Genomic DNA, 20,950 nt, shown 5'->3' on the forward strand with positions numbered 1-20,950 from the left:
CCGCGCCCACGCGTGGGGAGCCGGACCGGGATGCGTCAGCGGTGGTTCAGATCGCGCCAGGTCCGGGGCGACATCCCGTACGCGTCCTTGAAGACCCGGCTGAAGTGCGTCGCGTTCACGAACCCCCAGCTCCGCCCGATCGCCGCGACGGTCCGAGACCTCCCGGCCGGCCCGGCCAGCTCCCGCTTGCACCCGTCGAGCCGCCGCGCGCGAATCCAGTCCCCGAGGCTGATCCCCGCCCGGGACAGCACGGCGTACAGATGCCTCACCGAGATGTCGTGCGCGGCCGCGATCCGCGCCGCCGACAGATCCGGCTCGGCCAGGTGCTCCCGGACGTAGTGCCTGATCCGCAGCGCGAGCGTCGCCTCCATCGGCTCCTTCGCCAGGCCGGTGTCCATGTCCCCGTGCTGGGAGATCAGGACGGCGCGCAGCAGTTCGATGCTGGGGGCCACGACGGCGTCGGCGTGGGGGCTGCGGCGGATCTCGTCGCTGACGGCCAGTTGCGAGAAGTACGTGTACGCGAGGCGCGCGAGCGGGTTTTCGGTGCTGAACGTCACCGTGGTGGTGTCCCTCAGCAATCGGTCGGGCAGCGCGAGTGCCGTGAGGGGCAGGCGCAGAAAGTGGTGGTCGACCCCCTCGTCGAAGAGAAGCGTGTAGGGAGCGTTCGACCGGAACACGGCGAACTCACCGGGCCGCACCACACATTCGCGCCCGTTCTGGGCCCCCATGCTGGTCCCGGTCACCTGGAGACTGAGGAAGAGCGACGGCTCCTCGTCCTTGCGCACCAGCCGCTCCGTCCGCCGGAGCGTGACCTCCGTGGACCGCGCCGAGCAGACCCTGAGGGGACCGACCGAGTCGACGTCCATCCGCGCCCGGATCTCCCCGGCCGGAGGATGGTGGTCGATGTCGACGACCACGACGGAGTCCCAGACCGCTTGCCGGATCACTTCCTCGCGGTCCTGCGCCGGTATCAACGCGGTGTCAAGCCCCGGGCTCATCCGGTGGTTCCTCGTTCCACGCGCCCCCCTCGACACGGACGGTCCGAAACGAGTGTGGGGGACACGCTCTTGAGGCGCAACGGCTGGGGCCCCGGTCCGGCGCACCACTGGCAAAGTTCCCTGCACGAGCGGAAAAGTCGCGGACCCCCGGCGTCCCTAGAATGCTACGTGTCTGCTGGACAAAGCCGCCAAGAATTCCGCTTCAGCGAATCCCAGAAGCCCTCCGGTGCGGGGGACCGGAGGGCTTCTGGGACCGCGTGCCACAGACGAGAGCCCTGCGGGTCCGCTTCGGACCGGCAGGGCTCTCGCGCGTACAAACGCCGCCTGTACTACTGCGCCGAGGCGAGCCCGACGAGCCCGGCCCAGGCGTCGCGCGACAGGTGGAGGACGGGCCCGGACGTGACCTTGGAGTCACGGACGTGCACGGCGTTCGTGGCGGCCGCGACCTCGACGCAGTCGCCGCCCTCGGCTCCGCTGTAGCTGCTCTTGAACCAGACAAGGGGCTCAGCGTTGTTCATAGCTCTCCCAGCAACTTCTCGATGAATGCCAGTGACTCTCGCGGGGTGAGAGCCTGTGAACGGATGATCCCGGAGCGCGCGGCGGCGATGGCTGTCTGCTTCGGGTCCGTCTCCAGCGAGCTTACTCCCTGGGCCTCGACGTACAGGAACTTCTTGCCGTCCTCGCAGGTGACGACGGTGAACGGCCCATCCACGCCCGAGTTTTCCTCCGATTCGAGTGGCATCACCTGGATCTCGACGTTCCTCCGCTGGCCGACCAGGAGCAGGTGCTCCAACTGGCCCCGCAGCACGTGGGTGCCACCGAACCTGCGGCGTAGTACTGACTCGCACATGACGAAGCTCAGCAGAGGGGCGGGGCGGCGGTCGAAGATGGCCTGTCGTGCCAACCGTCCAGCCACGCGCTGCTCGATGACCTCCGTGTCGAGGACAGGACGTCGCAGGGCGAGCACCGCGCGCATGTACTCCTCTGTCTGGAGCAGCCCCTTGACCACCAGCGTGTCGTACGACACCAGCTCGATGGCCCTCTTCTCCAGCTGGGCCATGCCCTGGAAGAACGGCGGGTACTGCGCTTGCTCGACCAAGTCCTTCCACTCGATGAGGAGGCCGTCCGCTTTCAACTCCCGGTCGGACTCGTCGATCACACGGGGAGGCGTGATGCGGCGTCCCTGCTCGAAGGAGGCGATGGTCGATGCGGAGTACCCCAGGCGACGGCCCAGTTCCTCCCGGTCCATGCCCGCGCGCAGCCGTAAAGTCTTCATGCTCCGGCCGAACGCCGTGACCACGCCTTGGCCGGCCTTGTCCGCCGCGCGGGCGCCGTCCTCCGCGTCGAGTTCCCTCGGTTCACTCGCCATCGCACCTTGCCTCGCTCTGTCGCGCCGTGCTTCACGTACTCGTGCCGACGACGCGCGTACAAGTGGTTCGCGTCAGTGCGTCACTACTGGTCACGCTACGCCACGGCGAGGACTCTCGTAGCCATGACGAGCAACATCGACACCCCCGGCCGCACCACCCAACCCTCCCGCCACACGGCCCACTTGGGCACCCCCAGCTTCGCCATGCGGTTCACCTCCACACCCCGGGGAGCCAGGCTCGCCCGGCGCCTGTCGGCGGTCCGGCTGGACGCGTGGGGCCTGCCGTACGGGACGGGGGCGCACGAGGCGGTCGTACTGCTCACCGCCGAACTGGCGGCGAACGCGGCCCGGCACGGGCACGTACCGGGGCGCGACTTCCACCTCCTGCTGCGCCTCCTGGACCTGCCGGTGCCGATCGCCCGGGTCGAGGTGAGCGACACCCGGGGCGAACGAGTACCGCCCCGTCCGGGCCGGCTCCCCGAACCGGGGATCGCGGAGGGCGGCCGGGGGCTGCTGCTCGTGGAGTCGGTGGCTTCCCGCTGGGGCTGGTACCCGAGGGACCGGGCGCCGGGGAAGACGGTGTGGGCGGAGTACGAGATCCCTGCCGCACGGACCGGCAGGCTCTGACGCCGCCGGGCCGGCAGGGCTGCCACGGCACTAGCGTGTGGTGCATGGGAGCGAAGACAGCACTACTGGCGTACGCGGACGGAGACGTGGTCCCGGCGCTGAAGGCGGCCGGCGAGCCGCAGGCGGAGCGGACGGCGGAGTTGGTCGCCCGCGTTTTCCCGGGCCGGAGGACGGAGTTGACGCAGGGCGGCGTCCTGGGCGAATCGACGTATCCGCCGGAGGGCATCACGTACGCGGCCGGTTTCCCCGGCGTGGACCTGGTCTGCGACCGGCGCCTGATGTTCGACCGCCCGTCGGAACTTCCGGCTCACCTTCTGGAGGCCGCCGGGGGCCGTCGCGTGATCGTGCACGCGATGCACAGCGTCTCGGACTGGCTCGCTTTCGCGGTCTGGGAGGAGGGCCGCCTCCGCCGCTCCCTGAGCCTCTCGCCGGACGGCGGCATCGCGGAGGACATCGGCGACCCGTTCCCCTTCGAGGCGCCCTACTGGGCGGGCGAGCGGCCCGTGGAAACCGACCCGGAATGGGACGAGGAGCCGTACCCATTGCCGTTCCACCCCCTGGAACTGGGCAATGAAGCCCTCCGCGCCCTCTTCGGCTTCCTCCTGGAGGGCCGCCCGTCACCCGAGGACGTCGACCCGGACGAAATCCCCCTGCTCGGCTTCGGCCTCACGGAGCGTGGACCGTCCGGGCGAGCCCACTGACCGGGCAACGCTCGGAGAGGCGCCTCCGGTGCTTCGACTCAGCAGCTGACGCGGCCACGGCGCAGTGCGTGGCCGCCGTCGTTGGCGTCGTCGGACCAGTAGACGGGCTTGGACCCGGCGAGGCACTCGTCGGCACCGGCCAGGGCGAAGCCCTCGTTGTTGTAGTTGGGCATGCCGCTCGGGCGGTTGTACGCGGCGACGGTGGTGAAGGCGCCGGTCGTGTCGATCTTCAGGGTGGTGTGCCGGCCGTCGCAGGTGTCGTCGCAGACCGCCCACAGGCGCGATGCCTGCGGCTCCCACTGGAGTTCCATCACGCCGGACATACCGCTGCCGAAGGAGGCGACGCGGGTGTACGAGCCGGAGTCGGCCAGGACATAGCCGTGGACCATGCCGGTGCCCTCGACGCCGACGAAGAACACCCCGCCGCTGTGGGCGCCGTAGCGGGAGGGGTCGTACGCCGACCCGGTCGAGGCGTCCTTGAAGCCGGCGCCGGTCAGCGAGGCGTCCGGGACCCAGGTGATCGCTTCGAGGCCGAGGTTGGAACCGGTCGAGGGCAGGTCGGAGGTGAGGTTCCACTCCTTGGCGGCGGTCAGCGAGGAGCCCGATCCGCCGACGTCGTACTTCAGTACCGACAGGCGGCTGGTGCCGGAGGCGTCCCCGTTGCGCTCGCTGGCGACGAAGACCCCGCCGCCGGTCGCGGTGACCCCCTCACTGTCGGGGGAGCCGGAACCGCCGGGGAAGCGCAGCGTCCTACCGGAGGACCAGCCGTTCGCGGTGTCCGGCTTCCAGCCCCCGGAGCCGTCCCGCACCAGGCGCCACAGCTTGCCGCTGTTCTGCGCCGCCCACAGCACATCGCCCTCCTGGTACAGGCCGCTGAGGTCCTCGCCGAACACGTTGGAGCCGTCCGCGGTGGCCACGTCGCCGCTCCCGGGCCATGCCACGGGCGTCGTGGAACCCCCGCCCCCACACGCGTTCGGGCCGCCGAGGGTCACCGAGCCCGCCTGTTCGAAGGCGCCGGTGCCGTCGGGGCAGCGCGACCAGGACGGGCCGGAGTGCTTGCTCCAGGAAAAGCCGTCGACCTGCGTCTTGCCGTCCGCGAGATACAGCCGCGCCTCGTCGTCGGAGCCCAGCCCGAACGCGCCGCTGACGTCGAAGGCCCGGAACCCGCCGGGTGCCAGCGTGGTCCCGGAAGCGATCTTGTACGCGTGGTCCTTGTCGTCGTCCCTGAGTACCCATCCCGAGACGTCGACCGCGGCGCCGCCCTTGTTGTACAGCTCGATGGAGTCGTTGACGTCGCCGTTGGTCACCACCTCGTTGATGCGCACGTCGTCCGCCCCGGCTGCGTGCGCCGCCGGCGCACCGGTCAGCCCGCAGGCGGCCAGCAGGGGCGCGGCAACGAGAATGCGGGCAAGAGCACGGGGCCGCCGACGGGCAGTCGATGCAGTCACGGAATCCATCCTGAGATCGTCACGGACAAGCCGGCCCGACGCTCCCGCCCCGGACCGAACGGAGCGCCGTTCCCCAGGAAGACTTCCCACGAACGGCGCGCGAATTCTGCGCGCGGCCCGCCCGCCGCTCACCCCTCAGATCCGCAGCGCCTTCAGCAGGGCTTCGCCGAACTCGCGGGGATGCGTGGTCAGTCCGATGTGCCCACCGGGGAACGACCGGAGTTCCGTGCCGAGCCGCTCGGCCAGCGCGGCGGTCGCGCGGTGCGGCAGCTCGCCGGGTGAGTCCTGCCCGCCGGCCAGCACGAGCCGGTCCGCGGACTCCTCCAGCCGGCGGAAGTCCGGGGCGTAGGACATGAAGGCGGGCACGATCCGCCCGACGAAGTACGGCAGTCCCGCCATCGTCTGCTCGGCCCGCGCCGCTGCCCGGGGCGGGATCTCGGGCTCGGCCTTCGGCTCGACGGTGTCGCCGCCCTTCGCCAGGCCCGCGGCGAACACGGCCATCGCCGGCATGAGCCCTTCGGCATGGAAGGTTTCCCGTACCCGTGCGAGCAGCGCGCGGTGCTCGGCCGCGTCCGGCAGCACCTCCACCACGGGGGGCTCGTGCGCCACGACGCGTGTCAGACGTTCGGGATGCGCGGTGAGGAGATGCAGCGCGGCAATGGCGCCCGAACTGGCGCCGAACACGCGGGCGGGCTCACCGGGCGACACGAGTTCCAGCATCCGGAACGCGTCGTCGGCGTGCTCGGCCACGTGCTGCGCGGCTTCGGGGTCGTCCAGCGTGCTGCGCGCCATGCCACGTGGGTCGTAGGTCACGACCGTGTACGCGGCGGCCAAATCGTCGACAACGCCGTCGAAGGAGGCCGCGCCCCCGGTCCCACCGGGAATCAGCAGCAGGACCGGCCCCTGGCCGCGCACTTCGTAGTGCAGGTTCGCGCCGCTCACCCGCAGGCTGCCGACGGTCGGATCACTCATGAGGAGTCTCCTTGACGGGACGGGACGGGCCAGGGCCGGGACTCCGGGACATGGCTGCGCAGGGCATCGAAAGCCCGGCACGGCCCTGAAACCTAGGACCTCTAGGTTTAACCTAGGACCCCTAGGAAAGCAACGGCGAAGTCTCCGCCCCGCCGATCGCCTGCGAGGCGCCACCCGCCCCGGCTTCCACGTGGTGACCAGTGGCCCGATCAATGTCCACTGCTCGTCGGCAAGTCGGTCGCGTACGGCATCCGTTTCATGCCTGCGATCTCGCCATGCATGCGACATGAGGCGAGCGTGCAATCGCTCCAGGGGTGTAACGCCCTCCAGGTGATCAAGAAGTTGCGAGAATTTTTCCCCTGCTTGCACAACCATTCTCGACTGTGCCTGAAGTCACTTGGTAAGTGGAAACTTTCTTCCGGTGCGCCTGCTTTGTCGCGTTGACCGGCCCTGCCTCGTTGCCGTTGGTTACCTGGAGCAACTGTGAGCAACTTGTGGGTGGGGTATGGAGAGAGTGTGGGCTCGAAGGCGGGTCGGCGGCAGAGCTGTTGGAGCGTTGCTGGGGGCGGCACTGACATGTGGCGTGCTGACGCCCGTCGCTGATGCGCAAGCAATGACACCGGATGTCGTGTCCTCGGCCGGGCAGGACGAGGAAACGGCGGCGTCAACGGATCTGGAAGCGCTGGCGAAGGCGAAGAAGACCGGTCAGCCGGTCGAGGTGCTGTCGCAGCGCCGGGAGAGCAGCGAGGTCTTCGCGACTCCGCAGGGGGATCTTGAGGCGCGGGAGTACCTGCGTCCGGTGTGGACCCGGGAGAGCGGTCAGTGGAAGCACGTCGACACGGACCTGGAGGCGGCTCCCAATGGGACGGTCGCCCCCAAGGCTGCAACGGTCGGCCTGCAGTTCTCCGGCGGCGGGGACAAGGCGCCGCTGGTCCGGATGGAGCGTGCGGGCCGCACGCTGAGCCTGTCTTGGCCCAAGCCCTTGCCGGCCCCGGAACTGAACGGGGCCACGGCCACCTACCCCGAGATCCTGCCCGGCGTGGATCTGAGGATGGGCGCCCAGGAGGACGGCTTCACGCAGCTGCTGGTGGTGAAGACCGCCGAGGCCGCGGCGAGTTCGGACCTGGCGGAAATGCGGCTGAAGCTCGCCTCTGAGGGCCTGGACGTCAAGGAGACCGCAGCAGGCGGGCTCGAGGCCGTGGACATGGGCGCGAAGGGCACGGTCTTCGAAGCACCCCAGCCCATGATGTGGGACTCGAGCCCGGGAGACGCGCAGTCTGCCTCCTCGACAGCCGACACGACATCCGTCACCCCCCTCGCAGCCCCCGGTAGTGAGGGCGCGGAGCCCGGAGCAGCCGAATCGGGCAGGCTCGCACCTGTCGACGTGTCAGTTCCCGCGGGTCAGGACGAGCTGGTTCTGACCCCGGACACCGAGGTGCTCAAGGGCGCGGACACCATCTACCCGGTGTTCATCGACCCGCAGTGGTCCTCGCCGCGTGCGTCGGCGTGGACGATGGCGTCGAAGTACTGGGCGTCGTCGCCGCAGTGGAAGTTCAACGGTGACTCGGACGCCGGTATGGGCTACTGCAACTGGTCGTATTGCCAGCCCAATGACACCAAGCGGCTTTTCTACCGCATCCCGGTGTCGACGTTCGCGGGCAAGTCGATCCTGTCGGCCGAGTTCGTGGTGCACAACACCTGGTCGGCGTCCTGCTCGGCACGTTCGGTGGAGCTGTGGGAGACCAAGGGCATCTCGTCGGCGACGACGTGGAACTCGCAGAATGCGTCGGGGTTCTGGGTCAAGCGTCTGGCCTCCGACTCGTTCGCGTACGGCTACAACGGCTGCTCGGCCAAGGACGCCGAGTTCAGCGTGAAGTCGGCTGTGCAGTCCGCGGCGAACGCGCACGACTCCACGATGACTTTCGGCCTGCGGGCGGGCAGCGAGAGCGACGGCTATGGGTGGAAGCGGTTCTCGGACAAGGCGTTTCTGCGGGTGAAGTACAACCGCCCGCCGGCGCAGTTGAAGTCCTCGCAGCTGACGATGGAGTATGGCGGTGCCTGCAAGCCCGCGTCGAAGCCCGCGCGGGTGCGTACCCTCGGCAAGATCACCGCGAACAATGTGACGGATCCGGACGGCGACAACGTCTCCGTGCAGTTCCAGGCGAGCTGGGACGGGGGTTCGTGGAGCCCGGCCAGGACCAGTGCCAAGAAGTCTGGTTCCGGCTTCACGATCAGCTTGCCTTCGTCGATCCCGGCCAACAAGACGGTCAACTGGTATGCCCGCGTCTACGACGGCGCGCAGTACTCACCGTGGTCGTACGCCGGTGATCCGCAGGCCTGCTACTTCATTTACGACACGGCGGTGCCCAAGGCGCCGACCGTGGCCTCGGGCCAGTACCCGGAGTCCAATCCGGACGACCCGGATGACCCCTGGTACGACGGAGTGGGACAGTACGGGTCGTTCACGATCGACTCCGCCAGCACGGACGTAACGTCGTACTGGTACGGCATCAACACGGACCCGTCCTCCAAGAACAAGATCACGACCTCGGGCGGGGCCGCCAAGGTCGCTCAGGTGCTGCCGTCCCAGCCAGGCGTGAACTTCGTGACGGCGCAGGCCTTCGACGCGGCCGGCAATGGCAGTGAGATCCGGACCTATCAGTTCCGGGTGAAGGCGGGTCAGCCGGCCCGGGCTACGTGGCAGCTGGACGAGGCCGCGGGCGCGAGCGAGGCCAAGGGCTCCACGCCCGCGCGCACGCTGGCCCTGCACGGCGGCGCAACCCCGGGCGTGGCGGGGGTGGACGGCACAGGGGTGCAGTTCAACGGCACCGACGCCTATGCCTCTACCGACCTGTCGCCCGTCGACACCAGCAGGGGGTTCGCGGTCTCGGCGTGGGTGAAGCTGGACAAGATCCCGACCGCGACCGCGGATGTGGCCCTGATCCCGGGTAACAATGCGCCCGGCATGGAGCTGTACTACTCCACCACGTACGGCTGGTCGTTCAACCAGTACAAGTCCGACGACGCCTCCGCCGGCCTGGCGCGCGCCGACCAGGGTGACACCGGCAAGGTGAAGGCCGGTACCTGGACCCATCTGGTCGGCTCCTACTCGAACTCGGCCTCTGTCCACCAGTTGCAGCTGTTCGTGGACGGTGTGCTGGCTGAGACGGTGCCCTACGACACGCCGTGGATCGCGCGGCGCGGCCTGCTGGTGGGTGGTAAGAACTTCACCGGCACCCCGAGCGCCCTGTTCCCGGGCACCATCGATGAACTTCAGATCTTCGACAAGCCGCTCGCCCAGGACGAGGTCGACAAGCTGAAGGCCAAGCAGAGCGTGGGCGACCCCGGCCGTCCCGCCATCGCCGTCTTCGGCATGGACGACGCAGCCGATGCCACCGAACTGGCCGGACACGGTGGGGTCCTGCCCGCCAAGTACAACGGTACGGTCACCACCGGCGTGGAGGGCATCGCGGGCAAGGCAGCCAAGTTCAACGGCACCAACGGCTACGCGAAGATCGGCCAGACCAGCGGACCGCACGTCAACACCGAGCGCAGCTTCACCGTCTCGGCCTGGGCCAAGCTCGACAAGAAGCCGACCGGCGCCGCGGTGATCACCGCTCAGGCCGGCCAGGTGGCTCCTGGCTTCGAGCTGTACTACTCGGCCGCCTACGACCGGTGGGCATTCAACCAGTACTCCAGCGACAGCGCGGACGCCAACCCGGTCCGCGCGATACAGCCCGACGGCACCACTGCCCGGGTGGGGGAGTGGGTGCACCTGGTCGGTGTGCACGACACCGTGGCCAACACCCTCACCCTGTACGTGAACGGGGCCAAGGCCGGCACCACGACGTTGGAGGGAGCCTTCTACGCGAACCAGTCGATGTACATCGGCGCGTCCAACTACAGCGGAGCCATGGGCTCCTACTTCCCCGGCACCATCGACGACGTCCGGGTGATGGACCGGCCCGTCTCCGCCGAGGAGGTGACGCAGATGTTCCGCCAGCGCCCGCTGGTCAAGGCCCGCTGGAACTTCGAGACCGTCACTACTGGATCCCCGGCCACCAGCCCGGACTCTTCCGACAACGCCAACACGATGACCCTGGGTGGGCACGCCCAGCAGGGCATGGGCTGGATCGACTTCAACGGCCTGCAACTGGACGGCGTGGACGACTACGCCACCGCCAACAGCCAGCCACTGGACACCTCCACCAGCTTCACCGTCACCGCATGGGCTCAGGCAGCCGCGCTGCCCACCCAGAACGCGAGCGTCGTCTCCGCCGCAGGAACCCACACCAGCGCCTTCGACCTGCACTTCACCCCGGACGCCGCGAACCCGGACGGGATGGGCAGCTACAGCGTGGACATCCGCGCCGACGACTTGGCCGGCGCCGGCACCGACAGCGTCGCGAACACCGAGTTCTACGACGCGCGGGAATGGAACCACCTGGCCCTGGTCTATGACGGGTTCGCCAAGGAAGCCCGCCTGTACGTCAACGGCGTGCTGCAGGAGACCGCCTGCACGGACGCCGACGGCAACGGCGACGCGGACGACACCTCCTGCCAGGACCTGATCGCCTGGGCCGACAACGTCCTGGCGTTCGAGGCGGGAGGCACCCTGCAGGTCGGCCGCGCCAAGACGGCGGACGCCTTCGGCCAGTACTTCCCCGGCGTCATCGACGACGTGTGGGCCTTCCAGGGCGCACTGAACGACAGCCAGGTACAGCAGCTGGCGGTGTCATTCTTCGACATCCCCACCGACGTCCCCAGCGGCAACCAAGGCTGATCCACAAGCACCGGGTGGGCGGACCTCTCAACGGTCCGCCCACCCGACACACGCAGTTACCTCTGCGCGATTCCCACCCGATTTCCCGCGTCCGGCCCACCTGAGTGGTCAGACGCCCGACAGTGATGGACACGTCACGTATGAAAGCCAGTCCCGGGGCAAGACTGCTCCGCAGAACCTCACTCGCACTGTCCACAGTCCTCATAGGCAGTCTGCTGCAGGGTGTAGCAACCCCTGCCGCCGCTGCGGCGGGCCTGCCCGGTCTGCCCGCATCGGAGAAGCCTGTCGCGGGCACCAAGGACACGAAGGTCAAACCGCGGGCGCAGCACAAGGGGCCCCGCGTCCCGACAACAGCCCCGCACAACACGCTGCCGAAGGCGACCGAGGTCACCACCTCGCTCCCGGTCCCGGAAGCCAAGGGCGCGAACCGGTTCGCCTCGCCGAAGGGGCAGCCCATCGGGATCGCGCGGGCCACGAGCACCGCGGCGGGCAAGAACGCGGCGCAGAGCAGTCCAGCTGGCGCAAGCCTGGCGCTCGACGGCGTCACCTCACGCGTATTCGACTCCCAGCACGCCAAGCGCGCGGGGGTCAAGGGGCTGCTCTTCACTCTCGCCCCGAAGGCCGCGGGCTCCTCCGCCAAGGGCAAGGCACCGGTCGACGTCTCCGTCGACTACTCCTCCTTCGCGCAGTCCTTCGGCGGCTCCTACGCCTCGCGCATGCACCTGGTCGAACTGCCGGCCTGTGCGCTGACGACGCCCGAGCAGGACAAGTGCCGCAAGGCGCAGCCGGTCGCGGCAGTCAACGACACGGACCAGCAAACGCTGACCGCCAGTGCCATGTCTCTCCAGGCCGGCGCACCGACGGTTCTGGCGGCCACAGCAGCCGCGGACGGGGACAAGGGCGACTACAAGGCCACCTCCCTCTCGCCTTCCTCCACCTGGGCCACCAGCCTCAACACCGGTGACTTCACCTGGTCCTACGACTTTCAGACCCCGGAAGTACCGGGCGGGCTGAAGCCGAGCGTCGGCCTCTCCTACTCGTCGGGTGCCATCGACGGGCGCACCGGAGGGACGAACAACCAGGGCTCGTGGGCCGGCGACGGCTTCGACCTGTGGCCCGGCTCCATCGAGCGCCGCTACAAGCCGTGCGCGGACGACGGCGTGAAGAACGCCGACGGCAACAAGCCGGGCGACCTGTGCTGGGCCTACGACAACGCCTACATCTCGTTCAACGGCGCGAGCGGCGAACTCGTCCAGACCGGCACCAACACCTTCAAGCTCAAGAACGACGACGGCACGAAGATCGCCCGCAGCTACAACACCGCTCTCAATAACGGTGACAACGATGGCGAGTACTGGCGTGTGACCACCCCGGACGGTACGAAGTACTACTTCGGCCTCAACCGGCCCAGCGACTGGAAGGAAGGCGACGAGGACACGAACTCGGCCTGGACGGTTCCGGTCTACGGGAACGACACCGGCGAGAAGTGTCACGGCGCCACGTTCGCGGAATCCTGGTGCCAGCAGGCTTGGCGGTGGAACCTCGACGTCGTCGTCGACGCCCACGGCAACGCCATCACCTATCACTACGGCAAGGAACAGAACTCCTACGGCCGCAACCTCAAGGCCGGCGACGACACCACATACGTCCGTGGCGGGTACCTCGACAAGATCAACTACGGCCTGAGGGCGGGCGCCTACTACGCCCCGCCGCTGGCCCAGGTCGTCTTCGACAACAAGGAACGCTGCCTGCCCCAGACCGGCGTGACCTGCGCGACCGACACGATCGACTCCAAGTCCGCCTACTGGTACGACACCCCCTGGGACCTCAACTGCAAGGCCGGCACCAGCTGCGACAACGGCCGGCTCTCCCCCTCCTTCTGGACCCGCAAGCGGCTCACCGGCATCACCACCCAGGTTCGCAACACCGCTGGCACCTACGACAAGGTCGACTCCTGGAAGCTCGACCACCACTGGGGCACCGCGGACGTCGACTACCAGCTCCTGCTGGACAGCATCCAGCACACCGGTGAATCGGCGACCCCGGCCATCACGCTCCCGAAGACCACATTCGACTACACCCAGCTGGAAAACCGGCTCGACAAGACCGGCGACGGCTACGCCCCGTTCGTCAAGGACCGGCTTTCGACCGTTGCCGACGAGTTCGGCGGTCAGATCGACGCGAACTACTCGAAGGCGGAATGCAGCTGGGACGCGCTGCCGACACCCGAGACGAACACCACGAGGTGCTTCCCGCAATACCTCGGTGGCAGTGACTCGGAGCCGGCCGAACTGAACTGGTTCAACAAATACGTCACGACGTCCGTCACCCAGACAGACCGTACGGGGAAGGCGCCGGACCAAGTCACCCAGTACGACTACATCGGTCACGCCGCCTGGCACTACGACGATGACGACGGCCTGACCAAGGAGAAGGAGAAGACCTGGTCGCAGTGGCGCGGCTACGGTCACGTCCGTGTCCTGACCGGTGGCCAGGGCGGCTCCGACCAGATGAAGACGCAGAGTGACTCATACTTTCTGCGCGGCATGAATGGCGACCGGAAGAACTCCACCGGCGGCACGAAGAGTGTCTCCGTGGCGCTCGAAGACGGCGAAGGCGACGCGATAGCGGACGATGCCGCTTCCGCTGGGTTCGGCTACAAGACTGTCGCCTTCGACAAACCCGGCGGCAACGTTCTGAGCAAGACCGTCAGCCGGCCATGGTTCCACCAGACGGGGAAGAAGGTCAGAGACTGGGGGACCGTCACCTCCAACTTCAACGGCACCGCTTCCACCAGGACCTGGACATCCCTGGACCAGGGCGCAGGCAAGAAGTGGCGCACGACGTCGACCTCCTTCAAGCAGGACCTTGTCGCCGGCCGAGTCATCGAAAGCGACGACTTCGGTGACGATTCGACGGCGGCGGACGACCAGTGCACCCGCACCACCTTCGCGGAGGACCCGACGGCAACGATCCTCAGTCTCCCGACACGGGTCGAGACCGTCGCGAAGTCCTGCAGCGCGCCCGTGGACCGTTCCAAGGATGTACTGACCGATGTCCGCTCGGCCTACGACAAGGCCGACTACGGTGTGGCGCCCAAAAAGGGCGACGCAACAGCCACGGCAGCGCTGAAGAGCCACGACGGCACGAAGGCGACGTACCTCGAAGCCGGAGCCACATTCGACATCTACGGCCGCCAGCTGACCGCGACCGACCTGACCGCCAACGTTACGGTCACCGGCGACGAAGCCCCTGTCCGCACCGCACGTAGCGACGGCCGCATCACCACGACCGCCTACACCCCCACGACCGGCTTCCCCACGCAGACGAAGGTGACCACGCCGCCTGCCAAGGCGTCCGACGCAACGACGGCCCAGGTCACCACCACGGACATCGATCCGGCACGGGGGGTCGTTGCCAAGCAGACCGACACGAACAACAACGTCACCGAGTACGCGCACGACGCACTGGGACGCACCACCAAGATCTGGGCTGCTGATCGCCGCAACACGCAGACTCCCACCCAGGAGTACGTCTACACGATCGTTGAGAACAAGCCGGTTGTGATCGCGACGAAGTCGCTCAACAACACCGGTGGACAGATCACGTCCTACCAACTGCTCGACGGATTCCTGAGAGAGCGCCAGACCCAGGCCTCCGGGCCCGACGGCGGCAGCATTATCGCAGACACCTTCTACGACGAACGTGGCCTCGCTGCGAAGGCGTTCGCCCCCTACTACGTCGCGGACGCACCGAGTACCCAGCTCTTCAAACCGGACGACGCGCTGTCCGTCGAGACTCAGACGCGCGTCACGTTCGACGGGATGAACCGCGCTGTACAGACGCAGCAGATGGCCGGCAACGGCGACGGCGGCCAAATCCTCAGCACCACCAAGACCATCTACGGCGGCGACCGCACCACGACGATCCCCCCGGTCGGTGGTACGGCCACCACGGTGCTGAGCGATGCCCGCGGCAACATCACTGAGCTGCGTCAGCTGCACAGCCGTTCCGCTGATGCCGCTTACGACAGCACGACCTACCACTACACACCGCGTAACGAACTGGACAAGGTCACCGATCCCGCCGGAAACCACTGGACGTACGCATACGACCAGCCCGGCCGGCAGATCTCAACGACCGACCCCGACCAGGGGACCACGGACACCACCTACGACGACCGCGGCCAGGTGATATTCACCAAGGGCTCGCGCACCGATGTCCCCGGACTGGCGTACCTCTACGACGACCTCGGCCGTCAGACCGAGGTACGCGAGAAGTCCGCCACCGGAACCCTGCGGACCAAGCAGGTCTACGACACGGTCACAGGTGCCAAGGGGCAGCTCGCCGAATCCACCCGGTACGTGGACGGCCAGGCGTACACCTCGAAGGTCACCGCCTACGACAAGCTCTACCGCCCCATCCGGGCCGCAGTCATCATTCCCGCTGCTGAGGGCGCCCTCCAGGGCACCTACCAGACCGGAACCACCTTCCTTCCCTCCGGCCTCACCGCAGGCGTGAGCTACTCCGCAGCCGGCTCCCTGCCGGGCGGTTCCGCCAACTACACCTACGACAACGCGACACTCCGCCCGGCCACGGTCTACGGCGAGGGCATGACGTCCAGCGTCAGCTACAGCCTCACCGGCAAGCCGCTCCAGTACCAGATGAGCCTCACCTCCGGCGGCAAGATCACGCAGGTCACCAACACCTACGAGTGGGGCACTCAGCGGCTGGCCACCTCTCGCGTCGACCGCCAGGACCAGCCCGGAGTCGACCGCTACGCCACGTACCACTACGACGAGGCCGGCAACGTCCGTTCGATCTCGGACACGTCCCGGACCGGCACGGACAACCAGTGCCTCACCTACGACTACCTCGGCCGACTGACTGAAGCCTGGGCACAGCCGACGACAACCTGCGCAGCCGCACCTGCGGCATCCCAGGTCGGAGGCCCGGCCCCGTACTGGCACAGTTTCACCTACGACAAGTCCGGCAACCGCGCCACACAGACACGGCACGACGTAACAGGTGACACCGCCAAGGACCTGAAGGACACCTACACCTACCCCACGCCCGGCACAGCCCAGGCCCACAGCCTGACGTCCCGGACCACCACTGGGCCCGCCGGCTCCACCACCGACACCTACACCTACGACTCCAGCGGGAACACGATCACCCGCCCCGGCCAGTCGCTCACCTGGGACGCCGAGGGCCACCTGGCCGGCGTCACCAAGAGCGGCAAGACCACCAGCTACCTCTACGACGCCTCCGGTAACCGCCTCATAGGCCGAACCCCGACCGAGACCACGCTGTACCTGGGGAACACCGAACTCACCCTCCCCACCGGCGCCACCAAGGCAAAGGCCATCCGGTACTTCGACCTCGGCGGCGGCCAGACGGCCATCCGCAGCGACGACGGCACCTTCGCCTTCACTGTCGCCGACCACCACGGCACCGGCGAACTGTCCATCCAGGCATCCAGCCTCGCCCTCACACAGCGCCGCACGCTCCCCTTCGGCGGAGAGCGCGGCACCACACCGACAGCCTGGCCCGGTACCAAGGGATTTGTCGGCGGCACCGACGACACCAAATCCACCGGCCTCACCCACCTCGGCGCCCGCGAATACGACGCCGACCTCGGCCGCTTCATCTCAGTCGACCCGGTCCTCGACCTGACCGACTCCCAGCAGATGAACGGCTATACCTACGCCAACAACAACCCCACAACTCTCTCCGACCCCAGCGGCCTGCGCCCCGACGGCCCTGTCGGAGGTGCGTCGTACAACGACGAGAGAGAGGCAGATCCCCGGCTGCCCGGGGCCTACAGAGAAGACAAGGTCGGAAGCGGTTGGTTCCTCGACTACTACGGCGGATGGAGCTACCGACACAGGCAGAGGGTTGCCCGCGGCGGTTTGTCTGGTTGGGTTGTCTCGTACTCCTTGTCGGGACGGGCCAAGGCTGCAGGGGTTTCAGCAAAGCATGAAGCCTCTTTCACGCCGATAGAAAGGCAGCTGCCGGACAACTTCTACACGCGACATGTCGGTCCTGTGATCGGAGCGGTGCTGCTGCCCGATGTCGACTCTGAAATCGCTTGTAGCAACGGGTCCGTCAGCGGCTGCGCCTGGTCACTTACGGATATTCCGATCTTGAAGGCCCTGAAGCTACTCAAGCTCGCTAAGCTCGCCAAGCGCGCTAAGCGAACTGAGGAGGGAATCGAAGACGGTTCAGACGTAGCCAAGTGCCTACACAGCTTCGTACCCGGCACCAAAGTGCTTCTGGCCGACGGAAAGGCCAAGAACATTGAGGACGTAGGCGAAGGCGACGAAGTACTCGCAACGGACCCCGAGACCGGAGAAACTCGGAGCAAGCGAGTCACGGCGACCATCCACACCAAGGATGACAAGCACTTCACGGCACTGACGATCCAAACCGCTCACGGCGAAGAGATCATCATTGCCACCGACACGCACCCCTTCTGGTCACCCGATCAGGAGAGGTGGGTGGACGCCGGCGATCTGCAACCAGGCGAAACTCTGCGCACGGCGCGCGGCGGAAGCGCCACCGTGGTCGAAACCCAGCACTACGCCAAGAAGCAAGAAACGTACGATCTCACCGTCGAGCGCATCCACACGTACTATGTACTCGCCGGGCAGACGTCGGTCTTGGTTCACAACAGCAACTGCCCCAATGGGAAGCTGTCGGATCCCCTGCCTAGGGGGATGAATAATAAGATCGCTTCAGCCTACGACGACGTGAAGGCAGGGCGGATTCCTTCGCACGACACGTACGGGGGACTTGAACACCCGTGGTGGGCAGGTTCCAAGGAGTATCGAGTGCCTGGCAGGCCGGAAACTGACAGAATTCTGGAAAAGGAACTTCCGAACGGCGTCAAGGTGTATGGGTGGACGTCCACGCATTACACGAAGATTCAACGCTTCAGTGCACCCCATTTCCCTGACTCGGGGTGGAATTAGTAGCTCTATTGGTTAACTGGTGCAGCGACTTGATTGTCGCTGCACCAGTTCCGGTTAAGGATTAGGCATGGCTGGCGAACTGTCGATAGCGGGAAGGGTGGATTTTCCGCTGTACGTGGTATCGGATGAAGAGTCCGGAGGGGTTCTTGTTGCGGCTGAAGGAGTAGAGGGTTTTTTTGTCGACCCGGAAGAAGAGTTGCAGGAAGTGGCCTTCCTGAAGGCCCATGAGGTCGAGAAGGGTAGGCGGAGAGTCGAAGATGTAGTGATGGCGGTCATGAATCGTCAACGGGAGAAGATTGGTGAGTACTTCATTGGCCGGGTTGTACTCGGCGACACGGACGTAGAGGGGCCAGGCGGAAATATTCCGAGAGTCGCCTATCGGGTTTTTGGTAATCGCTGCGAGTATCCCGAAGCTGAGAGGATTTGGCCGCGTTGGGCGTCAGGGATCGCTCTGGAGAAGGGTGAATGGGTTCGGTGGCCGGTGAACTATCAGAGTGCATGGCTGCACGTCGTTCAGAATTCCTGGTTTGCGTCGAACCGTAGGGCTGCTAGCTATGGAGTGGAGGAGGTTGTCCACTTGGACGGTGGGCAGATTTCCACGAAGTCGGGGTTCTACTGTGCATTGGGTGAGGCGGTCAACGGGCCGGGTGGGTACTTTGGCTCAAATCTCGATGCTCTCGCGGACTGTATTTCTTCGAGTTTCGGCGAGGGTCCTCCGGACAGGATTGTTTGGCGGAACTTTCAGGCATCTCAAGAATCTCTTGATCACGCCTTCCTGGATTCGATTGTGGGACTAATGCGCGAATTCCGCGTAGATCTCGCCACTTGCTGACTTTGAAGGCGTGCGCGCGAGCAAATATGACGCCCCATCGGGTGACGTCTGGCGGGGCGTCTGGATGGGGTGACGGCAGCAGCCGACGGCAACGTCAGCGGACGGTGGCTCCGGCGAGGGGTGGTTCGTCGCTGTCTCGGGTTTCTCGGCGGTCTCGGTGGGGTTGCGGAGCGCGTGGCCGAGGAGGTCGATGGCGTCGCGTTGGAGGCGGAGCCGGACATGGGCATAGACGGTGGCGGTGACGCCGATGTGGGCGTGGCGCAACGAGTCGCAGAAGCACCTTGATCACTACAAGGTCGACGCCTTGCTCCAGGAGCAGGGTGGCCGTTGAGTGGCACAGGTCGTGAACGCGGATGTGGCGGAGCCCGTGGATGTACGTCACAGTCAGTGGCGACAGCCCCTTCTCGCAGCACTGGCCGATTGCGCACCAGCGGGACTGGTCGCGCCGCGCATCGAGGCCGCGGGTGCAGCACTGGCAGGTGTGCGGGGCTGGTTGAGCCAGGTGTGGACCTTGGCAGTGAGCTTGCTGAGCTTCTTCTTGCCCAGGCCGAGGATGACCGGTTCCACTGATACTCAGCCGGGATCCATCGGGGCGCGAACCGGCGGATCCTGGGCTCATGGGGAACCGCCTCCCACGAGCTGGGCGGTGCATGCTCAGCACGTGACACGGCGTCTGTCTGCGACAGAGGACCTGCGACGGCGCGATGTGGGTCCTCCGCTGCGTGGCGAAGTGGTCAGCCGGAGAAACTTGGATGCGCGGTCGGGCCCGAGGCTACGTCGCGAGGCCGGAGACGTCAGGCAGGTAGCGGCTCGCCTCGTCGACCACACGCGGTTGGGAGATGGTGTCCCGTGGAGTGGTGTAGCGGATCTTGGTGGGGGATGTGCGCCCGTTGTGAGCCGGCGGGTGCGTCGACTGCCTCTGTGTACTCCCTGAGAACGAGGTCGGCGACCGTGTAACTGTCCTTGGTGAACGGGCAGTTCGACCCAAGGGGGTACACGGTGGCCTTGTCACAGCATGACCTACTTCGCCTGCTGGAGTCACTACGTTCGGCGGACGGTCTTGAACTCGTGCGCGAAGTCGCCGAGCGGCTGTTGCAGGAGCTGATCGAGGCCGAGGCCACCGCGCAGATCGGGGCGGAGTGGAACGAGCATGCCTCCACCCGGACCGGCTACCGCAACGGGCACCGGGACAAGACGGTGACCACGCAGGCCGGGGATCTGGAGCTGGCGATCCCGAAACTGCGGGCCGGGAGCTTTTTCCCCAGCCTGCTCGAGCGCCGGCGTCGTATCGACCAGGCCCTCTACGCTGTGATCATGGAGGCTTACGTTCACGGTGTCTCCACCCGCAACGTCGATGACCTGGTCAAGGCGCTCGGCTCGGACACCGGCATATCCAAGAGCGAGGTCTCCCGGATCTGCGGCGATCTCGACGAACAGCTCGAAGTGTTCCGCACCCGGCCCCTGGACCACACCCGCTTCCCCTACGTCTACCTCGACGCGACCTGCGTCAAAGCCCGGGTGGACCACCGAATCGTCTCCCAGGCCGTGGTCATCGCCACCGGTGTCACCCAGGACGGCGGCCGCGAGGTCCTGGGCGTCATGGTCGGCGACAGCGAGACCGAAGCCTTCTGGGCCACGTTCCTGTGCTCGTTGCGCGACCGCGGTCTCAGTGGCGTCCGCCTGGTCATCTCCGACAGCCACAGCGGCCTGGTCAAGGCCATCCGCAAGGTCATGCTCGGCGCCGCCTGGCAACGCTGCCGGGTGCACTTCGTCCGCAACGTCTTCTCCGTGATCCCCAAAGGAGCCGCGGAGATGGTCGCCGCGACGATCCGCACGCTCTTCGCCCAGCCCACCGCCGAAACGGTCCGGACCCACCTCGACACCGTCGCAGACATGCTCGGCGCACAGTTCCCCAAGGTCAAAGAGATGCTGCTGTCCTCGAAGGAGGACCTGACCGCCTTCGCGGACTTTCCCCATCAACACTGGAAGAAGATCCAGTCGACCAACCCACTCGAACGGCTGAACCGGGAGATCAAACGACGCTCCGACGTCGTCCAGGTCTTCCCGAACACCGGCGCTGTCGCCCGGCTCGCCACCGCCGTCCTCGCCGAACTCCACGACGAGTGGATCGCGTTCCCCCGCCGCTACCTTTCCACCGAGAGCATGGACAGCCTCTATCCGGACAACACCCAGGCCCTCCCAGAAAGCACCAACTGATCAGCTACACCACGAGATGGGACATGACC

Annotated in this window: 11 protein-coding genes; 6 read left to right on the plus strand and 5 right to left on the minus strand. The window is 66.8% G+C overall.

The annotated features are described in order from the left end of the window. Positions 1 to 35: 35 nt before the first annotated feature. The 3 genes from B082_RS0119225 to B082_RS0119235 form a co-directional block, all read right to left on the minus strand. A complete protein-coding gene (locus tag B082_RS0119225; RefSeq protein WP_018553447.1) occupies positions 36 to 998 on the minus strand; it encodes a helix-turn-helix domain-containing protein in 963 nt (320 codons plus the stop codon). A 329-nt stretch (positions 999 to 1,327) separates the two neighbouring features. After that, positions 1,328 to 1,516: a DUF397 domain-containing protein gene (locus B082_RS0119230; RefSeq protein ID WP_018553448.1), complete on the minus strand. Its 189-nt coding sequence runs from the start codon at positions 1,514 to 1,516 to the stop codon at positions 1,328 to 1,330. Next, entirely contained in the window at positions 1,513 to 2,367 is an 855-nt protein-coding gene (locus B082_RS0119235) for a helix-turn-helix domain-containing protein (RefSeq protein ID WP_018553449.1), read from the minus strand. Before B082_RS0119235 ends, B082_RS0119230 begins: the two co-directional genes overlap by 4 nt. A 123-nt stretch (positions 2,368 to 2,490) precedes the next feature. On the opposite strand from B082_RS0119235, the gene B082_RS0119240 reads away from it, so the two are divergent. Both B082_RS0119240 and B082_RS0119245 read left to right on the plus strand, forming a co-directional pair. Beyond that, on the plus strand, positions 2,491 to 2,994 hold the full coding sequence (locus B082_RS0119240; RefSeq protein ID WP_018553450.1) for an ATP-binding protein: 504 nt from the start codon (positions 2,491 to 2,493) through the stop codon (positions 2,992 to 2,994). Between the two features lie 44 nt (positions 2,995 to 3,038). Then, positions 3,039 to 3,695 (plus strand): DUF6928 family protein, encoded by a 657-nt coding sequence (locus tag B082_RS0119245; protein WP_026249954.1) that lies wholly within the window; start codon positions 3,039 to 3,041, stop codon positions 3,693 to 3,695. A 38-nt stretch (positions 3,696 to 3,733) separates the two neighbouring features. Here B082_RS0119245 and B082_RS0119250 read toward each other — a convergent pair whose 3' ends face one another. Both B082_RS0119250 and B082_RS0119255 read right to left on the minus strand, forming a co-directional pair. Further along, entirely contained in the window at positions 3,734 to 5,143 is a 1,410-nt protein-coding gene (locus B082_RS0119250; RefSeq protein ID WP_026249955.1) for a lamin tail domain-containing protein, read from the minus strand. A 135-nt stretch (positions 5,144 to 5,278) separates the two neighbouring features. After that, a complete protein-coding gene (locus tag B082_RS0119255; protein ID WP_018553453.1) occupies positions 5,279 to 6,115 on the minus strand; it encodes an alpha/beta fold hydrolase in 837 nt (278 codons plus the stop codon). A gap of 613 nt (positions 6,116 to 6,728) precedes the next feature. On the opposite strand from B082_RS0119255, the gene B082_RS0119260 reads away from it, so the two are divergent. The 4 genes from B082_RS0119260 (at position 6,729) to B082_RS0119280 (ending at position 20,921) form a co-directional block, all read left to right on the plus strand. Beyond that, positions 6,729 to 10,898 carry a LamG domain-containing protein gene (locus B082_RS0119260; protein ID WP_086023929.1) on the plus strand — a complete coding sequence of 1,390 codons (4,170 nt, stop codon included), beginning with the start codon at positions 6,729 to 6,731 and terminating at the stop codon, positions 10,896 to 10,898. 140 nt (positions 10,899 to 11,038) lie between these two features. Continuing rightward, complete coding sequence (locus B082_RS36300) at positions 11,039 to 17,872, plus strand: polymorphic toxin-type HINT domain-containing protein (RefSeq protein WP_018553455.1); 6,834 nt, start codon at positions 11,039 to 11,041, stop codon at positions 17,870 to 17,872. A gap of 67 nt (positions 17,873 to 17,939) precedes the next feature. Next, the gene (locus B082_RS38090) at positions 17,940 to 18,704 is read left to right on the plus strand and encodes a barstar family protein (RefSeq protein ID WP_078622602.1); all 765 of its coding nucleotides are present in this window, start codon (positions 17,940 to 17,942) and stop codon (positions 18,702 to 18,704) included. 999 nt (positions 18,705 to 19,703) lie between these two features. Further along, positions 19,704 to 20,921: an IS256 family transposase gene (locus B082_RS0119280; protein WP_026249656.1), complete on the plus strand. Its 1,218-nt coding sequence runs from the start codon at positions 19,704 to 19,706 to the stop codon at positions 20,919 to 20,921. Positions 20,922 to 20,950 lie beyond the last annotated feature (29 nt).

Source organism: Streptomyces sp. ATexAB-D23 (assembly GCF_000373645.1).
GTDB lineage: Bacteria > Actinomycetota > Actinomycetes > Streptomycetales > Streptomycetaceae > Streptomyces > Streptomyces castrisilvae.

Bases quoted from the DNA above. Each gene is read 5' to 3' on its own strand.
- B082_RS38090 (WP_078622602.1), top strand. From the start codon at position 17,940: ATGGCTGGCGAACTGTCGATAGCGGGAAGGGTGGATTTTCCGCTGTAC.
- B082_RS0119235 (WP_018553449.1), bottom strand. From the start codon at position 2,367: ATGGCGAGTGAACCGAGGGAACTCGACGCGGAGGACGGCGCCCGCGCG.
- B082_RS0119225 (WP_018553447.1), bottom strand. From the start codon at position 998: ATGAGCCCGGGGCTTGACACCGCGTTGATACCGGCGCAGGACCGCGAG.
- B082_RS36300 (WP_018553455.1), top strand. From the start codon at position 11,039: ATGAAAGCCAGTCCCGGGGCAAGACTGCTCCGCAGAACCTCACTCGCA.
- B082_RS0119255 (WP_018553453.1), bottom strand. From the start codon at position 6,115: ATGAGTGATCCGACCGTCGGCAGCCTGCGGGTGAGCGGCGCGAACCTG.
- B082_RS0119240 (WP_018553450.1), top strand. From the start codon at position 2,491: ATGACGAGCAACATCGACACCCCCGGCCGCACCACCCAACCCTCCCGC.
- B082_RS0119230 (WP_018553448.1), bottom strand. From the start codon at position 1,516: ATGAACAACGCTGAGCCCCTTGTCTGGTTCAAGAGCAGCTACAGCGGA.
- B082_RS0119245 (WP_026249954.1), top strand. From the start codon at position 3,039: ATGGGAGCGAAGACAGCACTACTGGCGTACGCGGACGGAGACGTGGTC.
- B082_RS0119260 (WP_086023929.1), top strand. From the start codon at position 6,729: ATGACACCGGATGTCGTGTCCTCGGCCGGGCAGGACGAGGAAACGGCG.